General features: G+C 43.2%; 18 protein-coding genes and 1 other annotated feature. All 18 genes read right to left on the reverse strand.

Annotation, left to right across the window (positions count from 1 at the left end; genetic code table 11):
• Window position 1 precedes the first annotated feature (1 nt).
• Window positions 2-712 carry an orotidine-5'-phosphate decarboxylase gene (pyrF, locus tag AWH49_RS05875; RefSeq protein ID WP_018392292.1) on the reverse strand — a complete coding sequence of 237 codons (711 nt, stop codon included), beginning with the start codon at window positions 710-712 and terminating at the stop codon, window positions 2-4.
• Window positions 712-1,623 (reverse strand): dihydroorotate dehydrogenase, encoded by a 912-nt coding sequence (locus tag AWH49_RS05880; RefSeq protein WP_018392291.1) that lies wholly within the window; start codon window positions 1,621-1,623, stop codon window positions 712-714. The genes pyrF and AWH49_RS05880 overlap by 1 nt, the downstream gene beginning before the upstream one ends.
• Window positions 1,620-2,399 (reverse strand): dihydroorotate dehydrogenase electron transfer subunit, encoded by a 780-nt coding sequence (locus tag AWH49_RS05885; protein ID WP_034285605.1) that lies wholly within the window; start codon window positions 2,397-2,399, stop codon window positions 1,620-1,622. Before AWH49_RS05885 ends, AWH49_RS05880 begins: the two co-directional genes overlap by 4 nt.
• The gene (gene carB, locus AWH49_RS05890; RefSeq protein ID WP_063964962.1) at window positions 2,396-5,602 is read right to left on the reverse strand and encodes a carbamoyl-phosphate synthase large subunit; all 3,207 of its coding nucleotides are present in this window, start codon (window positions 5,600-5,602) and stop codon (window positions 2,396-2,398) included. Before carB ends, AWH49_RS05885 begins: the two co-directional genes overlap by 4 nt.
• Complete coding sequence (locus AWH49_RS05895) at window positions 5,595-6,686, reverse strand: carbamoyl phosphate synthase small subunit (RefSeq protein ID WP_063965041.1); 1,092 nt, start codon at window positions 6,684-6,686, stop codon at window positions 5,595-5,597. Before AWH49_RS05895 ends, carB begins: the two co-directional genes overlap by 8 nt.
• Window positions 6,683-7,969, reverse strand: a complete 1,287-nt coding sequence (locus tag AWH49_RS05900) for a dihydroorotase (RefSeq protein WP_063964963.1) — start codon at window positions 7,967-7,969, stop codon at window positions 6,683-6,685. Before AWH49_RS05900 ends, AWH49_RS05895 begins: the two co-directional genes overlap by 4 nt.
• Window positions 7,953-8,861, reverse strand: a complete 909-nt coding sequence (locus tag AWH49_RS05905) for an aspartate carbamoyltransferase catalytic subunit (protein WP_018392286.1) — start codon at window positions 8,859-8,861, stop codon at window positions 7,953-7,955. The genes AWH49_RS05900 and AWH49_RS05905 overlap by 17 nt, the downstream gene beginning before the upstream one ends.
• 190 nt (window positions 8,862-9,051) lie before the next feature.
• On the reverse strand, window positions 9,052-9,588 hold the full coding sequence (gene pyrR / locus AWH49_RS05910) for a bifunctional pyr operon transcriptional regulator/uracil phosphoribosyltransferase PyrR (RefSeq protein ID WP_063964964.1): 537 nt from the start codon (window positions 9,586-9,588) through the stop codon (window positions 9,052-9,054).
• Window positions 9,589-9,748: 160 nt separating this feature from the next.
• The gene (locus AWH49_RS05915; protein ID WP_063964965.1) at window positions 9,749-10,660 is read right to left on the reverse strand and encodes an RluA family pseudouridine synthase; all 912 of its coding nucleotides are present in this window, start codon (window positions 10,658-10,660) and stop codon (window positions 9,749-9,751) included.
• Between the two features lies 1 nt (window position 10,661).
• Entirely contained in the window at window positions 10,662-11,120 is a 459-nt protein-coding gene (lspA, locus tag AWH49_RS05920; RefSeq protein ID WP_018392283.1) for a signal peptidase II, read from the reverse strand.
• Window positions 11,121-11,191: 71 nt separating this feature from the next.
• Window positions 11,192-13,963 carry an isoleucine--tRNA ligase gene (ileS, locus tag AWH49_RS05925; protein WP_063964966.1) on the reverse strand — a complete coding sequence of 924 codons (2,772 nt, stop codon included), beginning with the start codon at window positions 13,961-13,963 and terminating at the stop codon, window positions 11,192-11,194.
• Window positions 13,964-14,023: 60 nt separating this feature from the next.
• Window positions 14,024-14,245 (reverse strand) — a binding site (T-box leader).
• 55 nt (window positions 14,246-14,300) lie between these two features.
• Window positions 14,301-14,810 carry a DivIVA domain-containing protein gene (locus AWH49_RS05930; protein ID WP_018392281.1) on the reverse strand — a complete coding sequence of 170 codons (510 nt, stop codon included), beginning with the start codon at window positions 14,808-14,810 and terminating at the stop codon, window positions 14,301-14,303.
• Between the two features lie 92 nt (window positions 14,811-14,902).
• Entirely contained in the window at window positions 14,903-15,679 is a 777-nt protein-coding gene (locus tag AWH49_RS05935; RefSeq protein WP_018392280.1) for a YlmH family RNA-binding protein, read from the reverse strand.
• A gap of 12 nt (window positions 15,680-15,691) precedes the next feature.
• Complete coding sequence (locus tag AWH49_RS05940; protein WP_018392279.1) at window positions 15,692-15,952, reverse strand: YggT family protein; 261 nt, start codon at window positions 15,950-15,952, stop codon at window positions 15,692-15,694.
• Window positions 15,953-15,957: 5 nt separating this feature from the next.
• Window positions 15,958-16,383, reverse strand: a complete 426-nt coding sequence (locus AWH49_RS05945) for a cell division protein SepF (protein ID WP_063964967.1) — start codon at window positions 16,381-16,383, stop codon at window positions 15,958-15,960.
• 16 nt (window positions 16,384-16,399) lie between these two features.
• Entirely contained in the window at window positions 16,400-17,074 is a 675-nt protein-coding gene (locus AWH49_RS05950) for a YggS family pyridoxal phosphate-dependent enzyme (protein ID WP_063965042.1), read from the reverse strand.
• Window positions 17,075-17,078: 4 nt separating this feature from the next.
• Window positions 17,079-17,894: a peptidoglycan editing factor PgeF gene (gene pgeF, locus AWH49_RS05955; RefSeq protein WP_063964968.1), complete on the reverse strand. Its 816-nt coding sequence runs from the start codon at window positions 17,892-17,894 to the stop codon at window positions 17,079-17,081.
• Window positions 17,895-17,945: 51 nt separating this feature from the next.
• Window positions 17,946-18,203: a YlmC/YmxH family sporulation protein gene (locus AWH49_RS05960; protein WP_018392275.1), complete on the reverse strand. Its 258-nt coding sequence runs from the start codon at window positions 18,201-18,203 to the stop codon at window positions 17,946-17,948.
• Window positions 18,204-18,217: the final 14 nt, after the last annotated feature.

Here is an 18,217-nt window from a genome sequence, read left to right on the forward strand (position 1 = left end):
ATTAAGATTGTCCCTCCCACAGTGCTTTCACATGATGATAGGCAGCGACTGGATCGGCTGCTTTCGTAATCGGACGGCCTACAACAATCATAGTCGAACCGATTTCACGTGCTTCTCTAGGATCAGCAATTCGCTGCTGATCATCCACATTTCCATCTTTTAAGCGGATGCCCGGCGTTACTTTATAAAAGTCTTCGCCGCATGCATTACGGATAGCCGATGCTTCAAGAACCGAGCAGACGACGCCGTCACAGCCTGCTTCTTTCGCTTTTTTCGCATAATGAAGAACGGACTCATGGAGCGGTACAGAAATTAACTGATCGGCTTGCATGGCTTCTTCTGATGTCGAAGTCAATTGTGTCACCGCCAGCAAAACTGGACGTTTGCCGTTAATAGACCCTTCATCCAGTCCCGCACGAGCCGCCGCCATCATTTGAACACCGCCTGCTGCATGAACGTTAATCATGTCCACACCGAGTGATGCGAGTCCTTTCATCGCCTGATGCACTGTATTTGGAATATCATGCAATTTTAAATCAAGGAAAATACGATGATTCATTTCTTTTAACCGTTCAATAATAAACGGGCCATTTTGCAAATAAAGCTCCATGCCGACTTTCACATACAGCTGTTCTTGATCAAAAGGGGCAAGAAATTGTTCGGTTTGCTCCCATGAAGGGAAGTCGAGTGCAATAATTGGTTCTCTCTCCATTACTTCCAGCTCCGCCCCTTCAGTTCGCTAATATGATCCACGTTATGTGCTTCTAAATATTGATCTAACTGCTCGATCAATTCTGTACATATAAACGGATTGACAAAGTTCGCTGTGCCAACTGCGACTGCATCTGCACCGGCAAAATAAAATTCAATAATGTCTTCTACGCTTGAAATGCCGCCCATGCCGATAATCGGTAAATTTGTATTCTGACTGACTTCATAGACCATTCGAACAGCGACCGGTTTTACCGCAGGACCGGACAAGCCGCCTGTACGATTCGATAGTACTGGACGTGCTGTTTTTAAATCAATGCGCATACCGATTAATGTATTAATCATCGTAATGCCATCTGCGCCGCCATCTTCTACGGCTTTCGCCATTTCAACAATATTCGTTACGTTTGGCGACAGCTTCACGTAAACGGGCACATCTGATACTTCTTTTACACGCTTCGTCAGCTCTTTCGCTGTTTCAGGAATGGTACCAAATGCGATACCGCCTGTTTTGACGTTCGGGCAGGAAATGTTTAATTCAAGCGCATGAACGTTATCCACTTTGGAAATTTCTTTCGCTACCTGCACATAATCTTCTGTCTGTGATCCAGCTACGTTCGCAATAATCGGGACGTCAAATTGTTTCAACCACTCAAGTTCATTTGCGATGACTTTTTCAAGACCCGGGTTTTGAAGGCCGATCGCATTGAGCATGCCCGCCGGTGTTTCCGCGACACGTGGCGTGGCGTTGCCGTAGCGCGGTTCTTCTGTCGTCGCTTTAATCATGATTGCACCAAGTGAGCTTAAATCATATAGCTGGCTGAATTCACGGCCGAATCCAAAGCAGCCTGATGCTGGCATAACAGGATTTTTTAACGAAAGACCGGGAAGCTCAATATTTAATCTATTCAAAGCGCTACCTCCCCAGCTGAAAAGACTGGGCCATCGCTGCAAACTTTCAAATACGCAGTGCCCGATTCATCTTCTTTTGGATGGCAGACACAGGCGAAGCAAGCACCGATCCCACAACCCATCCGTTCTTCAAGCGAAATGTAACCGTGAGGAGCTGCATGAAGCTGTTCGACTGCTTTTAACATGACTGTTGGACCGCATGAATAAAAAATATCGGCTTTTAATCCGTGATTGTTCACAACATCTGTGACAAATCCTTGCTCACCGAGTGAACCGTCTACTGTGGATACATACGTGTCGCCAAGTGATAAAAATTGCTCTGTGTAAAACGCTGCTTCTTTATTTTGAAAACCAAGTACATGAATTGTTTTAACACCATTGGCATTTAAACGGCGCGATAATTCATACAGAGGAGGAACACCAATACCTCCTCCAATTAAAAGAGCTGTTTGCCCTGGTTGTGCTTCCTCAACTGGAAAACCATGACCGAGTGGACCGAGTACGTCAACAAAGTCGCCTGTGCGCTTTTTCGCAAGTGCATTCGTACCTGCCCCTTCTGCCCGGTAAATCATCGTAAATTCCTGTTTTTCCTGTTCGATGCGGGCAATGCTGATTGGGCGGCGCAACAGCGGGATCATTTCGTCACCTGCTTTCAAATGAACGAACTGACCTGGTTCGTTCATTTGATTAACAAGTGTACCTTGCAATGTCATTTCATAAATATTATGGGCGATTTCCGTTTGGTTTGTTACGGTCATCAACTCTTTTTGAATCATATATGAGCCGCCTCCAATGCCGGTTTTGGCATTGCTTCCGCGTTAAAGATCATTGATTCAAGTACTTGCAAAATTGCATCAGCTGTATCAAGTGATGTTAAGCATGGGATACCATTTTCGACTGTTTCGCGGCGAATACGGAATCCATCACGTGCTGGCTGTTTGCCTTTTGTGAGCGTATTAATAATAAATTGTGCCTGTCCACTGCGGATTAGATCAAGCATATCCGGACCTTTTGCACCAATTTTCGATACCGTTTCAACCGGTATGCCGGATTGACGCAAGAAGTTCGCTGTACCGTATGTCGCAAGCAGCTGAAAGCCTATGTTGTGAAAGCGTTTTGCAAGTGCAAGTGCTTCGTCTTTATCTTTATCGGCTACAGTTAGCAGGACAGCACCTTTTCTCGGAATTTTCATACCGGATGCCACAAGTCCTTTATACAATGCTTTTTCAAGTGTATCATCTTTCCCCATTACTTCGCCTGTCGATTTCATTTCAGGACCGAGCGTTGTATCAACGCGGCGCAATTTAGCAAATGAGAATACCGGCACTTTAACATAGACACCCTCTTTTTCAGGTATAAGACCTGTCTCGTAGCCCATTTCTTTCAACGTTTGGCCCATAATAGCTTTTGTGGCAACGTTCGCCATCGGAACATTGGTAATTTTGCTCAAGAATGGAACAGTACGACTTGAACGCGGATTCACTTCAATGACGAATATATCGCCTTTAGAGATAACATATTGAATGTTCAATAGACCGATAATGTTTAAGCCCTTTGCCAGTCTCACTGTGTAATCAATAATTTGTGCTTTTTGATCTTCTGTCAATTTTTGCGGTGGATAGACGGCAATGGAGTCACCTGAATGAACACCTGCGCGCTCAATATGCTCCATAATACCTGGAATAACAACATCTGTACCATCCGAAATCGCATCGACTTCGATTTCCTGACCTGTTAAATAACGGTCAATCAATACTGGGTGCTCCGGGTTGATTTTTACTGCATTTGTCATATATTGAAGAAGTTCTGCCTCTTTATAGACGATTTCCATCGCACGTCCACCGAGTACATAAGAAGGACGGACGAGCACCGGGTAGCCAATGTTGTTCGCGATTTCAACCGCTGTCTCAACAGAGAACGCCGTTTTACCGAGCGGCTGCCGCACATCAAGTTCCTGCAATGCCTGCTCAAATTTATCTCGGTTTTCAGCACGGTCTACGTCTTCTAGGCTCGTACCAAGAATTTTCACACCATGTTCAACGAGTTTATCCGCAAGATTGATCGCTGTCTGTCCGCCGAACTGTACGATAACGCCTTCCGGTTTTTCATGATCGATAATGTGCATCACATCTTCAATTGTAAGTGGCTCAAAGTATAGTTTATCGGAAATACTGAAGTCCGTTGAGACCGTTTCTGGGTTATTGTTAACAATGATTGCCTCATAACCCGCTTCTTTTAACGCCCATACAGAGTGAACAGTCGCATAATCAAACTCGACACCCTGGCCAATACGAATTGGACCTGAACCAAGAACGACAACAGATTTGCGATCTGTCACGATTGATTCGTTTTCTTCTTCATAGGTACCGTAGTAGTACGGTGTTTCGGATTCAAATTCAGCGGCACACGTATCAACGGTTTTGAACACAGGAACGATGCCGTTTTCTTTGCGCCAGTCGTAAATTTCTTTATCTGTTTTCGCCCACATTTGTGCGATTGTTTTGTCTGCAAATCCAAGCTCTTTCGCTTTTTTGGCAACTACGGTATCAAATGGATTGTTTTCTATCTCTTTTTCAAAACGAACGATGTTTTCGAACTTTTTCAGGAAAAACAGGTCAATCTGGCTCCACTCGTGAATCGTTTCAATCGTAATGCCGCGGCGCAGTGCTTCACCAAGATAGAACAAACGCTCATCGCCTGCTTTACGAATACGTTTTTCAATAAAAGCATCCTCTTTATCCGCAAGTTCATCAAGTCCGAGGTGAAAAACGCCGCTTTCAAGTGAACGTACCGCTTTCAACATGGATTCTTCAAACGTACGGCCGATCGCCATGACTTCGCCTGTTGCTTTCATTTGCGTGCCAAGTGTCCGGTTTGCGTTTTCAAATTTATCAAATGGCCAGCGTGGAATTTTCGATACGATGTAATCAAGTGCAGGCTCAAAGCATGCGTATGTTTTTCCTGTAACAGGGTTCATCATTTCGTCAAGGGTTAATCCGACCGCAATTTTCGCTGCAAGTTTCGCAATTGGATAACCTGTTGCTTTTGACGCAAGAGCAGATGAACGACTTACACGCGGGTTCACTTCAATAATGTAATACTGGAAACTATATGGATCAAGTGCAAGCTGTACGTTACAGCCACCTTCAATACCGAGCGCACGAATAATTTTCAATGACGTGTTGCGAAGCATTTGGTATTCACGATCCGTCAATGTTTGGCTTGGCGCCACAACGATCGAGTCGCCTGTATGAACGCCGACTGGGTCAATGTTTTCCATGTTACATACAACGATCGCATTATCGCTTGAGTCACGCATTACTTCGTATTCAATTTCTTTAAAACCGGCTATGCTTTTCTCAAGAAGACATTGTGTTACAGGGCTATGCTTCAATCCGCTCGTGACAATTTCAATCAATTCTTCTTTATTCTCGCAAATTCCGCCGCCCGTGCCGCCTAGTGTATAAGCAGGACGCACGATAACTGGATAGCCAATTCGTTCAACGAATGCATATGCTTCTTCCAAGTTATGAATGATATCACTATCCGGTACTGGCTCGTTCAGATCATTCATTAAGGTACGGAAAAGATCACGGTCTTCAGCTTGTTCAATCGCAGACAATTTTGTTCCGAGTACTTCTACTTTGTATTCTTCAAGCACACCTGCATTGGCCAATTCAACCGCCATATTCAAACCTGTCTGCCCGCCAAGTGTCGGCAAAACCGCGTCTGGACGTTCTTTTTGGATAATGCGGCTTACAAATTCAAGTGTGATCGGTTCGATATAAACTGCATCTGCAATTTCTGCATCCGTCATAATCGTTGCCGGATTCGAGTTAACAAGAATGACTCGATATCCTTCTTCTTTTAACGCAAGGCATGCCTGCGTTCCTGCGTAGTCGAACTCTGCTGCCTGGCCAATCACAATAGGGCCGGAACCAATGACGAGTATACTTTTAATATCTGTGCGTTTAGGCATTTTGTTTCTCCTTTGCAACGTTCTTTTTCATCATATCAATAAAGCGGTCAAATAAAATATTGTCATCTTCCGGTCCTGGTGATGCTTCTGGATGGTATTGAACCGTGAATGCTGGATATGTTTTATGAGCAAGTCCTTCGACTGTACCATCGTTCAATGCAAGATGCGTCACTTTCAAGTCTGTGTTTTTAATCGTTTCTTCATCTACAGCATAGCCATGATTTTGTGATGTAAGAGCCGTTCGTCCTGTTTCCAAATCTTTAACCGGGTGGTTCGATCCCCGGTGACCAAATTTCAACTTAAATGTATCCGCGCCTGATGCAAGCGCGAACAGCTGATGGCCAAGACAAATACCGAAAACTGGCACTTTTCCGATCAAATATTTAACCGTTTCAATTGCATACGGCACATCTTTTGGGTCTCCAGGTCCGTTTGTCAACATAATACCATCTGGCTTGAACTGCATAATTTGTTCACCTGTCGTATCATGCGGCACGACGGTGACATCACAGTCACGGTTGTTTAGCTCTCGTAAAATGCCATGCTTCATACCAAAATCAATGAGCACAACGCGGAATCCGCGGCCCGGACTTGGATATGCAGATTTCGTTGACACCTGTGCCACCTGGTCTGTCGGCAATACGGTTGCCTGCAGACGGTGAACAACTTCTTCTGCATTTGCATCTGCAGACACAATAGCACCTTTTAATGCCCCATATTTACGAATGATACGTGTTAATTTACGTGTGTCGATACCAGAAATGGCTGGAATGTCTTTCATTTTTAAATATTCATCAATTGAAAATTCACTTCTGAAGTTAGAAGGAAAATCAGCCGCTTCTTTTACAACAAGTGCTTTCACAGCCGGTTGAATCGTTTCAAAATCGTCACGGTTTATACCATAGTTTCCGATTAATGGATACGTAAATGTGACAATCTGTCCGCAAAACGACGGATCAGACAATGTTTCCTGATAGCCTGTCATTCCTGTTGTAAAAACGACTTCGCCTGTAATATCTTTGTTACTTCCAAACCCCTCGCCAGTAAATATCGTTCCGTCTTCTAAAATCAGCTGTTTTTTCATGATTGTTTCGTTCCTTCCTGCCATACAAGATTTCCTTCAAAAAATGTTACTGTCGGCCATCCAGTTAACTTGCGGCCTGTAAATGGCGTGTTTTTCCCTTTAGATAAAAATGTTTCTGGATCGACTTCTTTTTCTGTTTCAAGGTCAATAACCGTAATATCTGCTGCAGCCCCTACTTCTAAACGGCCAAACGGCAAATTAAATGTTTCAGATGGCTTGATCGTCATCCAATCAACAAGTTGTTTCAATGTCATCACATTTTTTTGCACAAGTTCTGTATATAGAAGCGGGAATGCTGTTTCAAATCCTGTAATGCCGAATGGTGCTTTTTGAATGCCGGCTGCTTTTTCTTCCGCAGTATGCGGTGCATGATCCGTTGCGATGAAATCAATTGTCCCATCAAGCAGTCCTCCGATTAACGCCTCTTTATCTGCTGACGAGCGCAACGGTGGATTCATTTTAAAATTCGGGTCTTGATCTGGAATATCAAGATCTGTTAGCACAAGATGATGCGGTGATACTTCTCCTGTCACACGAATGCCGGCTTTTTTTGCATCGCGGATGACGCGGACCGATTCTTTTGTACTGACATGACAAACGTGATAGTGACAGTTTGCTGCTTCGGCAAGCAGTACATCACGAGCAATTTGCACCGATTCACAGATCGCAGGAATACCGGGAATACCTTCACGTTTTGAATATTCTCCTTCGTGAACGGCACCGCCATAAATTAAACTGTTATCTTCGCAGTGTGCAACAATCGCCATGTCGATCGCTGCTGCTTTTTTCATAGCTGCATGCATCATGCCTGCCTCTTGAATACCCACGCCATCGTCTGTATAAGCAAATGCACCATTTTCTTTTAATAGGGGGAAGTCAACGAGTTCTTTCCCGGCTTGGCGAATCGTAATCGATGCATATGGCAATACGCGGACGTGCGCTTTTTGATCGATTAAGCCGTTTACTTTTTGGAGGTTTTCTACTGTATCTGGTACAGGGCGTGTGTTTGGCATGGCGGCAATTGTCGTGAACCCGCCTTTTGCTGCGGCCATTGTGCCTGAATCGATCGTTTCTTTATGCTCACCACCCGGCTCTCGCAAATGAACATGCAGATCTACAAGGCCCGGTGCAACTAAGCTGCCGCCTGCATCGATAACTTCTTCATTGGATGCTGTAAGATTCGTTCCGATTTCAGCAATTTTACCTTCTTGAATGCGAATATCCGCACTCAGTAATTCACCGTTTTCGCTTAAGATTTGTCCATTTTTAATTAACCAGCTCATTTGACAGTCTCCCTTCAAGTACCTCTTTTAATACAGCCATACGTACGTATACCCCATTTTCCATCTGTTTAAATATACGTGATCGTTCGCATTCAACCAAGCTGTCGGCAATTTCTGCATCGCGGTTTACCGGTGCTGGGTGCATAATAATACTTCTATTTTTCATACGGTGTTCCCGCTCTTCTGTCAATCCAAAGCGAACGTGATATTCTTCTTTCGTCATCGAGGACGCCACTTGGTGCCGTTCATGCTGAATGCGCAGAAGCATGAGTACATCCACCTGCTCGATGAGTTCATCAATTTCAACGAATCCGCCCGAGTTCATAAATTCATCTTCAAACCATTCCGGTGGTCCTGAAAACTTCACATCTGCGCCAAGTCTTTGCAATGCTTCTGCATTCGAACGGGCGACACGGCTATGACGAATGTCACCGACAATGCCAATTTTCAGTCCTTCAAACGAACCAAATTCCTGTTGAATAGTGAGTAGGTCAAGCAAACATTGTGTCGGATGCTGTCCACATCCATCGCCTGCGTTAATAACTGGAATGTCAATATGGCCGACAAGTTCATCATAATATGCATCTTCTTCGTGGCGGATGACAACTGCATTCACACCGATTGCTTCCATCGTACGTACCGTGTCATACAGCGTTTCACCTTTTAATACACTCGAGCTGCCGACATCAAATGGAATGACACCAAGTCCTATTTTTCGTTCTGCCATTTCAAAACTCGTTTTCGTTCTCGTACTCGCTTCGAAAAACAAATTTGCGACAAATAATTTTTCATCTGGTGACCAAACTTCGCCTTCCGCAAATTTCTGTGCCTGCATTAATATTAACAAAATTTCATCTTTATTCAAATCCCTAATTGAAACTATATTTTTCATCGTCGATTTCCGCCTCCGTTTTCATGAAAAAAACACCCTCAAGAACGGGGTGTTTTCTCGTCTTTACAGCATAACGAAGCTGTACTGCACAAACGTGCAGAACGATTTCACCCTTAAATGCCTCTCGTGCACTTTTAAAAGGTTGTCAATGTTCATAAAGCCTCTCACGACTTTCATTTAACATTCATCTTTATTCATATATACTAATACGATCAAATTCGTCTACTTCTTCAAGTGTAACGACAATACGCTCACTTTTTGCTGTCGGGATATTTTTCCCGATGTAATCGGCTCGAATCGGCAATTCCCGGTGACCTCTATCAACAAGCGCCGCCATTTGAATATGCGACGGCCTTCCAATGTCCATGAGCGCATCCATCGCCGCTCGTACGGTCCGTCCTGTATAAAGCACATCATCGGCTAAAATAACGGTTTTACCATTGATATCAATTGGAATGTCTGATCCTCTCACTTCTGGATCGTGACTTTTCATTTCATGCGTCAAGTCATCACGATATAGCGTAATATCAAGCTCACCAACTGGAATGTGTAGTCCTTCTATTTGAAAAATACGTTCTGCCAGCCGCTTTGCAACATAAATACCTCGTGTTTTAATCCCGATTAATACACAGTTGCCAATGCCCTTATTTCGTTCAATGATCTCATGTGCAATTCTCGTCAGTGCCCTGTGAATTGCCTGCTGATCAAGCACAACTGCTTTTTCCACAAAAAAGCCTCCTCACCCGTTACGGTGAGAAGGCGTACTGATCCCTACGTATGCGGTATTACATATACCGCATTTTATCCGATCCCTTCCCAGCCTCTCCGGACTGTTCTTAAAGGTTCTTATTCAACTGCATTTATTTTAACGATAACCGCACAGATTGTCAATTATTTTTCTTCAGTTCAATAAGAAGGTCGTCAAATTCTTTTGGAGCAGGTGCTTCAAACTCCATGTATTCATCTGTACGTGGATGAACAAATCCGAGAACACCTGCATGAAGCGCCTGTCCATCATGTTTAAGCGTTTTTTTCGGTCCATATTTCGGATCGCCTGCTAGGGGAAAACCGATATACTTCATATGCACGCGAATTTGATGCGTACGTCCTGTTTCGAGTTCACATTCAACGAGCGTAAATTCTTCAAATCGCTCGATCACATGAAAGTGAGTGACCGCGGCTTTTCCATTATCAACGACCGCCATTTTTTGACGATCTTTCGGATCGCGGCCAATTGGTGCTTCAATTGTGCCAAAATCATGTGGAATCACACCATGCACAACAGCTTTATATTTTCTTGTGACTGATTTTTCAACGAGCTGATTGACAAGCTTTTCATGTGCCATGTCGTTTTTCGCGACCATTAACAGCCCCGACGTATCTTTATCAATCCGATGGACAATCCCTGGACGCATAACACCATTAATGCCCGACAAATCTTTACAGTGAAACATTAGCCCATTCACAAGCGTACCGCTCACGTGGCCCGGTGCGGGATGAACGACCATGCCACTCGGTTTATTCACAACAATAACATCCGTATCCTCATAATACACATCGAGCTGTAAATCCTCTGCTTCAATTTTCAATTCTTCTGGTTCCGGAATGTGAATCGTCACTTCATCACCGGCGACGGCTTTATAGTTCGCTTTCACAGGTTTGCCATTAACGAGTACGCGCCCTTCTTTTAACCAATCCTGGACTTGTGTCCGTGAAAACTGTTCATCTTGTGCTGCAGCCAATTTGTCAATCCGGCTGCCATTTTCTTCTTCCGCTACGGTAAAATTCATGTTTTCCATCTTATTCCTTCTTTCCTTTTCGATCTTCAATAAACATAGCTCCAAATAATAATAGAACACCAATCGTCAGTGCTGCATCCGCAATGTTAAAAATTGGGAAGTGGTAGCCGAAAATAAACGTCTGTATGAAATCAACGACTTCGCCGCGAAACAACCGATCAATAAAATTGCCGATCGCACCACCAAGCAAAATTGCCAGCGATGTTTTCATTAATGGTTTTCCTTTTGCCTCTGTCTGCATAAAATACACAAGAGCTACGACGACGACTGCGGTAATGATATAAAATAGCCAGAATTTACCTTCAAGCATCCCCCATGCCGCACCTCGATTTCGGTGAGATGTTATATGAATAATGTCGTCAATCACTTTTACACTTTCGCCGATTTCCATTGACGCAACAATGAGCCACTTCGTCCATTGATCTAATAAGATTACTAACAGTGTCAATATGTAATACATCTATACGTTCCTCCATCCGCCTGGATAACGGTGAAAAGAGGTTAGCGGTTGCTAACCTCTTTTTTTATCCTTTAGTTTAATTCTGGATAATGCTCGGCCACAACCTCAGCACAGCGGGGGCAAAGTGTTGAATGTGCTGGATCGTGTCCAACTTCTTCAGTCACCGTCCAACAACGTTCACACGTTTCACCGGACGCTTTCTCAACGACAACAGACGCTGTGTCAAGCTTCACTGCATTGCCTGGTGCATCTGCTTTGGAACCCACTACTTCAAATCCGGATACGATAAACAATTGTTTCAAATCTTCCTGAATGGATGCAAGAAGGTCCGTTACATCACTGTCAGCGTATAAACGTACGTGTGCTGTAAGCGATTTGCCGATCACTTTCTCATTACGCGCTTTTTCCAGCGCTTTTAACACATCGTCACGCACATTCATAAACGCTGTCCATTTGGCTGTTAAACTTGCTGCATCCGCGATCTCTTTATACTCCGGCATATCTGTCAACTGAACGTATTGTTCTGTTGCCCCCGGTACTTCTGTCCATACTTCATCTGCTGTATGCGGCAAAATTGGAGAAAGTAGTTTTGCAAGAGCTGTTAACGTTTCATAAAGAACTGTTTGAATCGCCCGGCGCTCCGACTGATCTTCCGCTTCGATATAAAGAACGTCTTTAGCAAAATCAAGATAGAACGAACTCATATCTACTGTAAAGAAATTGTTGATTGCATGATAAATAGCTGCGAATTCATAGTTTTCATAATAGCTGCGGACATTTTTAATCAATTCATTTAATTTCACAAGCATAAACTGATCAACTTCACGCAAGTTTTCATGCGAAACAGCATGCTTTGCGGGATCAAATCCATCGAGGTTTCCAAGCAGGAAACGGAATGTATTGCGGATCTTCCGATATACTTCTGTAACCTGTTTCAAAATCGCATCAGATACACGTACATCCGCCTGAAAGTCAACAGATGCCACCCATAAGCGTAAAATATCCGCCCCGAGCTGATCCATCACTTTTGATGGGATAACCGTATTGCCTAGTGATTTGCTCATTTTACGGCCTTCGCCATCAAGTGCAAATCCGTGGCTAAGAACACCTTTATACGGCGCTTTTCCTGTTACAGCAACGCCAGTAATAAGAGAGGAATTAAACCAGCCCCGGTATTGGTCTGATCCTTCTAAATAAAGATCGGCCGGACGCTGTGCGTCATCGCGAAGTTCAAGAACACCTTGATGAGATGAGCCTGAGTCAAACCAAACATCCATAATATCATTTTCTTTCGTAAACTCACCATTCGGACTGCCTGGATGTGTAAAACCTTCTGGCAATAAATCTTTTGTTTCACGCTTAAACCAGATGTTCGAACCGTGTTCACGGAACAAATCGGATACATGTGCTATTGTTTCATCTGTAATGATTGGCTCACCGTTTTCTGCATAGAACACAGGTATTGGCACACCCCACGCGCGCTGACGGGAAATACACCAGTCGCCTCGGTCACGGATCATGTTAAATAGACGCGTTTCACCCCATGATGGTACCCATTTCGTTTCTTTAACAGCTTCTAATAATTCTGGACGGAATGCATCAATTGACGCAAACCATTGCGCTGTTGCACGGTAAATAACTGGTTTTTTAGTCCGCCAGTCATGCGGGTATGAATGTGTAATAAATTCCATATTCAAAAGCGCACCGACTTCCGTGAGCTTTTCCGTAATCGCTTTGTTTGCTTTATCATAGAAAAGGCCTTCAAAACCGGGTGCTTCTTCTGTCATCACACCTCGGTCATTCACTGGACAAAGAACATCAAGACCGTATTTTTTACCGATGATAAAGTCATCTTCTCCATGTCCGGGTGCTGTATGAACGCATCCTGTACCGGAATCGGTTGTCACGTGTTCGCCAAGCATAACGAGTGAATCACGATCGTAAATCGGGTGAGCAGCGATAATGTTCTCCAACTCCTCCCCTTTGACCGTTTTTTCCTTCGTGTAAGAGCCCCAGCCAATTTTCTCCGCTACCTCTTCAAGAAGGGCTTCTGCCACGACAAAACGATCGCCGCTTGTATTTACGACAGCATAACCAAGGTCCGGGTGAACAGCAATACCAAGATTCGCAGGAATCGTCCACGGTGTTGTCGTCCAAATGATTATTTTCGTGCCTTCTTCAAGTACACCATTACCTTGCTTTACATTAAACGCCACATAAATAGACGCAGATTTTTTATCCTTGTATTCAATTTCCGCTTCAGCAAGTGCTGATTCAGACGAAGGCGACCAGTAAACTGGTTTCAGTCCTTTATAAATATAGCCTTTCTTCGCCATTTCACCGAATACTTTAATTTGCTGTGCCTCGTATTCCGGCTTCAATGTAATGTATGGATTTTCCCAATCACCACGAACACCGAGACGTTTAAACTGTGTACGCTGACTGTCAATTTGTTTATAGGCATAGTCTTCACAAAGCTGGCGGAACTGAGCCACTGTCATTTCTTTTCGATTCACACCCGAGTTTGTAAGTGCCTGTTCAATTGGCAAACCGTGTGTATCCCAGCCTGGAATATATGGCGCGTAATAACCGCTCATTGATTTAAAGCGGACAATAAAATCTTTCAAAATTTTATTCAACGCATGTCCGATATGAATATCCCCGTTTGCATAAGGAGGTCCATCATGTAAAACAAACATCGGGCGGTCTTTCGTACGATCGAGCACCTGCTTGTAAATATCTGCTTCATTCCATGTTTTTTGCATATCTGGTTCACGTTTCGGCAAATTGCCCCGCATCGGGAATTCTGTTTTAGGCATTAATAATGTCTCTTTATAATTCATGTCCCATTCTCCTTTAATCTAAATGTAATAAATACAAAAAAAACCTTTTACATCCCCTAAATAAGGGACGAAAAAGGTTTCCGCGGTACCACCCTGATTGACAGCAACTACACTGTCCGCTCACCATCCGTAACGTGGATGAGCCGCTTGTCCGCTACTATTCGTTCACGAAAAGCACTCAAGGGTGATCTTCCGTCAACAATCAGCAGCCGGGCTTACACCCTCCCCGGTTCGCTTTAACACTGATTTATGTAAACGTACTGTCCCCGTCATCGTTTTTGCTTATATAGTTATTTGAATGAATCCATTATAAAAATGAACCGGTCATCCGTCAAGTTTACATGTCGTCTTCGCTTAATTGCTCGATTTCATCCGTATCCACTTCAAAACCCATTAACGCATCCCAATCGTCGTTGCTCAACAAATCTAACTGTGCTTCCATCAACATTTTAAATCGTGTCCGGAATACTTTTGACTGTTTTTTCAATTCTTCAATTTCAACTGCAATACGACGCGCCTTTGACAAAGACTCCTCAACAATACGATCCGCATTTCTTTCAGCTTCCCGCACAAGCAGTTTCGCTTCTTTTTGTGCATTGCGTTTCACGTCTTCCGCTGTTTCCTGCGCAATGACAATCGATTTGTTTAATGTTTCCTCAATATTGGATAAATAACTAAGCCGCTCCGTCTGTGAAGCAAGCTTTGTTTCCATTTCTTTTTTTTCACGAATAATGAGTTCATAATCTTTTATTATTTGATTTAAATAATCATTCACTTCGTCTTCATCATACCCACGAAATGAACGTCCGAATTCTTTTTTATGTATGTCCAACGGCGTTAAGGGCATACAGTCACCTCCAAAGCGTTACATTAACAACTGTATTTTATTATAAAGGTTTTTTCGCTCTTTTGTATGGAAATCTTTTTATTTTCTTAAATTTATTTCAAAATACCCAGCGTCAGGCGCCATTTTTCTCTTTTCGTTTGTCCATCAATCGATAAAATTTTCATCCGTCCGCTACCCCGCACAGACAATACATCTTGTTCTGCACATTCAAACGACGGATTGTCGACCGCTTTCCAATTTACCTTCACAGCACCGCCTTTAATTAACTGTTGTGCTTTTTGCCTAGACATCGCAGGTAATGAAGCGATAACAGTGTCCAAACGGATAGATGTGACCGTAACAGACTGTTCGTGCCAACTTTCTATCGATTGAATGGCCTCCTGAAACAATTTTTCTTTCAACTTGACTGGCACTTTACCAACATGTTCAAAATGCGTATCCATATAACTAGCCGTTTCTTTTACGACAAAAAGCTGAAAACGGCTGCCATCTGTCATGATGTCACCAAACTTTTCCCGTTTTAACCCGAGTCCCATTAAACTGCCGAGAATCTGAGGATGACTAATGGTTGAAAATTTTTCTGGATAATCAATTTCGTATAATACGACATCGTAATCCGTTACATCTGGCTCATAGTAATCCGGATGAATAAGAGCTCGCTTCCGTTCTGCCGATTCCGTACCTCCAAAAAAAGATACTCGCACGTCTTCATCTGAACCGACAACAGAACGGATAATCTGTCTTTCGCGCGGATCAAGAAATCCGGTCAACTTTGGCGCATACATTTCCGTAACTTGCTGCTTCCATTCTATCGCTTTATCAATAAACTCTTTTTCTTCCGGTCTGAAATGCTGATAAATTCCGCTCAATCTATTCTCCCCTTATACCCACAGTGACAGCTGCGACAGACCGCTTTGCGCTAAGCGTAGCACGATTAACGCGACAATAGGCGAAATGTCGAACATACCAATGGCCGGGACAAAGCGGCGAAACGGTTCAAGATAGGGTTCACTGATCTTTGTTAAAAAGCGTCCAATCGTTGTTTCTCGTGCATTGGGAAACCATGACATCAAAATATATGCGATCAACACCCATGAATATAGTTCTAGAGCTCTGTAAATAATATAAATGATTGTATCCATTCGACTTATTGCCACCCCGTTTTATCATGATCGTTATTGCCAAATTGTGTAATACTTCCACTGATTTCAACATTTTCAGGTGCGCAGAAAAAGATTTTTTCTCCGATTTGCTGTATTTCTCCACCAATGGCATACACTGTACCGCCTAGAAAGTCAACAATACGGCGTGCCTGATCCGTTTGAATGCGCTGCAAATTGACGATGACCGCTTTTTTCATTTTTAAATGATCGGCAATTTCCTGTGCTTCCGCGAAAATGCGCGGTTCAGACATAATGACTTTCGCTGGCTTTTGCGCACTTTTCAAGCTGACAACATTCTTTTTTCGCGTTGTAGACTGCTCATGTTCTTCTTCATATACATCTTCTTCCACCATATCATAATCTTCTTCGTCTAAAAGAAAAAATGATTTAAATTTCGATTTCACTCCCACGGTTCCACCTCCGCTCTCATTCTTCACCAACAAGCGCTGTGCCAATCCGAACCATCGTTGCTCCTTCTTCAATTGCAATGTCAAAATCGTTGCTCATACCCATTGAGAGCTCATTGCATGGTGCATAATCAAGATGTAATGCCTGCACACGGCTTTTGCATTCTGCTAACCGGCGAAAACAGGCACGAAGCACTTCTCGGTCTTCCATAAGCGGTGCCATTGTCATCAATCCACACACACGCACATTTTTATATACAGCAAGTGCTTCAATAAATGGAATAACCGCTTCCGGCTCTAAGCCATGTTTTGATTCTTCGCCGGACACATTGACCTGTACAAAGCAGTTTACCGTTTTACTCGTACGGCGGTCAATTTCTTTAGCGAGCGATTCACGGTCAAGCGAGTGAATATAGTCGATTTTATCAATAATTAATTTCACTTTTCTCGTCTGCAAAGAACCGATAAAATGCCACTTTGCTCGGTTACCAATTACTTCATACTTTGCATTCAATCCCTCATCCCGATTTTCACCAAGATCGATGATACCTGCTTCCACGGCTTCTTCTGCCCGCTCCACAGACACGTATTTCGTCACCGCAATGATTTTTATCTCATTAGGATTCCGCCCTGCATGGCTTGCGGCTTCCTCAATACGATTTGTAATGGTTGCTAAATTCTCACTGACTCTCATCATTTCATTCCTTCCAGCCAATATAACTCATCATTCTGCCTGTATGACCTCCGTCGCGCCGATAAGAAAAAAAATCGGGTGAACAACTTGTACAAAGGTGCGTCATGTAAATATTTTCTTCCAACACGCCCGATTTTAAGAAAATGTCCTTATTAAAGTTCTGCAATGAAAAATAAAATGTATCCGGTTCATCTGAAACCGGTAAAAACGATCTTGTTTCATAGCGGCTATACCATTTTTCTGCTTCATCTGTGACCATTTTACCCACTTTATAGCAATTACCACAAATGGATGGACCGATGACGACCTCAATATCTTCAAGTCTACTCCCTTGCTTTTCCCATTTTTTGATCATCGCGGAGCCGATGCCTCCGACAGATCCTTTCCAGCCGGCATGCGCTGTACCAATCCTTTTTGACGATCGGTCGCAAAAATAAAGCGGCACACAGTCTGCATAGCAAAGTGTCAATAAAATGCCAAGATCATTTGTATAAAGACCATCTGTAGACGAAAGCGCACTATCATAATCAAGCGCGCCTCGTCCACTGTCTTCTTTCGTTACTTGTTCAATATGCGTGCTATGTGTCTGCTCACATCCAACCCACTGTCTTACCGGGATACCCGTTTTCTCTCCGATACGTATTCGATTCTGTCGAACAGCTGATGGGTCATCATGTACGTGAAACGCTGTATTTAATTTGTTAAAAATGCCTGATCCCTCGTTCTTTGATGTAAATCCGGCTATTAAGCCTGGGAACTCCTTTTCCCAACGTTCAATACAATACAGACCATCTATTGATTTTTTAAAAGGTTCTGTCATTATCTTCTCCTGCACATTTTCCTCTAGTGTACCACACCGAACTATTTTACGTCATTGTTCATCTTCTTCTGATGGCTTTTCACCATGACGAACTAAAATAACATCGCCGCCAATTTTTACAATATTCATCCAAAAAATAATGATTTCTTCTTCTTTGCCGAATAAACCGAATTTTTTCCCGCTTTGTTCAATAATTAATGCGGAAATGGCTCCTGTTGTACTGTTTAATTCAATATCAGCAAGCCTGCCAAGTTTTTTCCCATCTGTCACATTGACGATATCTTTTAGTTGAAAATCAGAGATGCGCATGATAATGCCCCCTT

This window comes from Domibacillus aminovorans, assembly GCF_001643235.1.
GTDB lineage: Bacteria > Bacillota > Bacilli > Bacillales > Domibacillaceae > Domibacillus > Domibacillus aminovorans.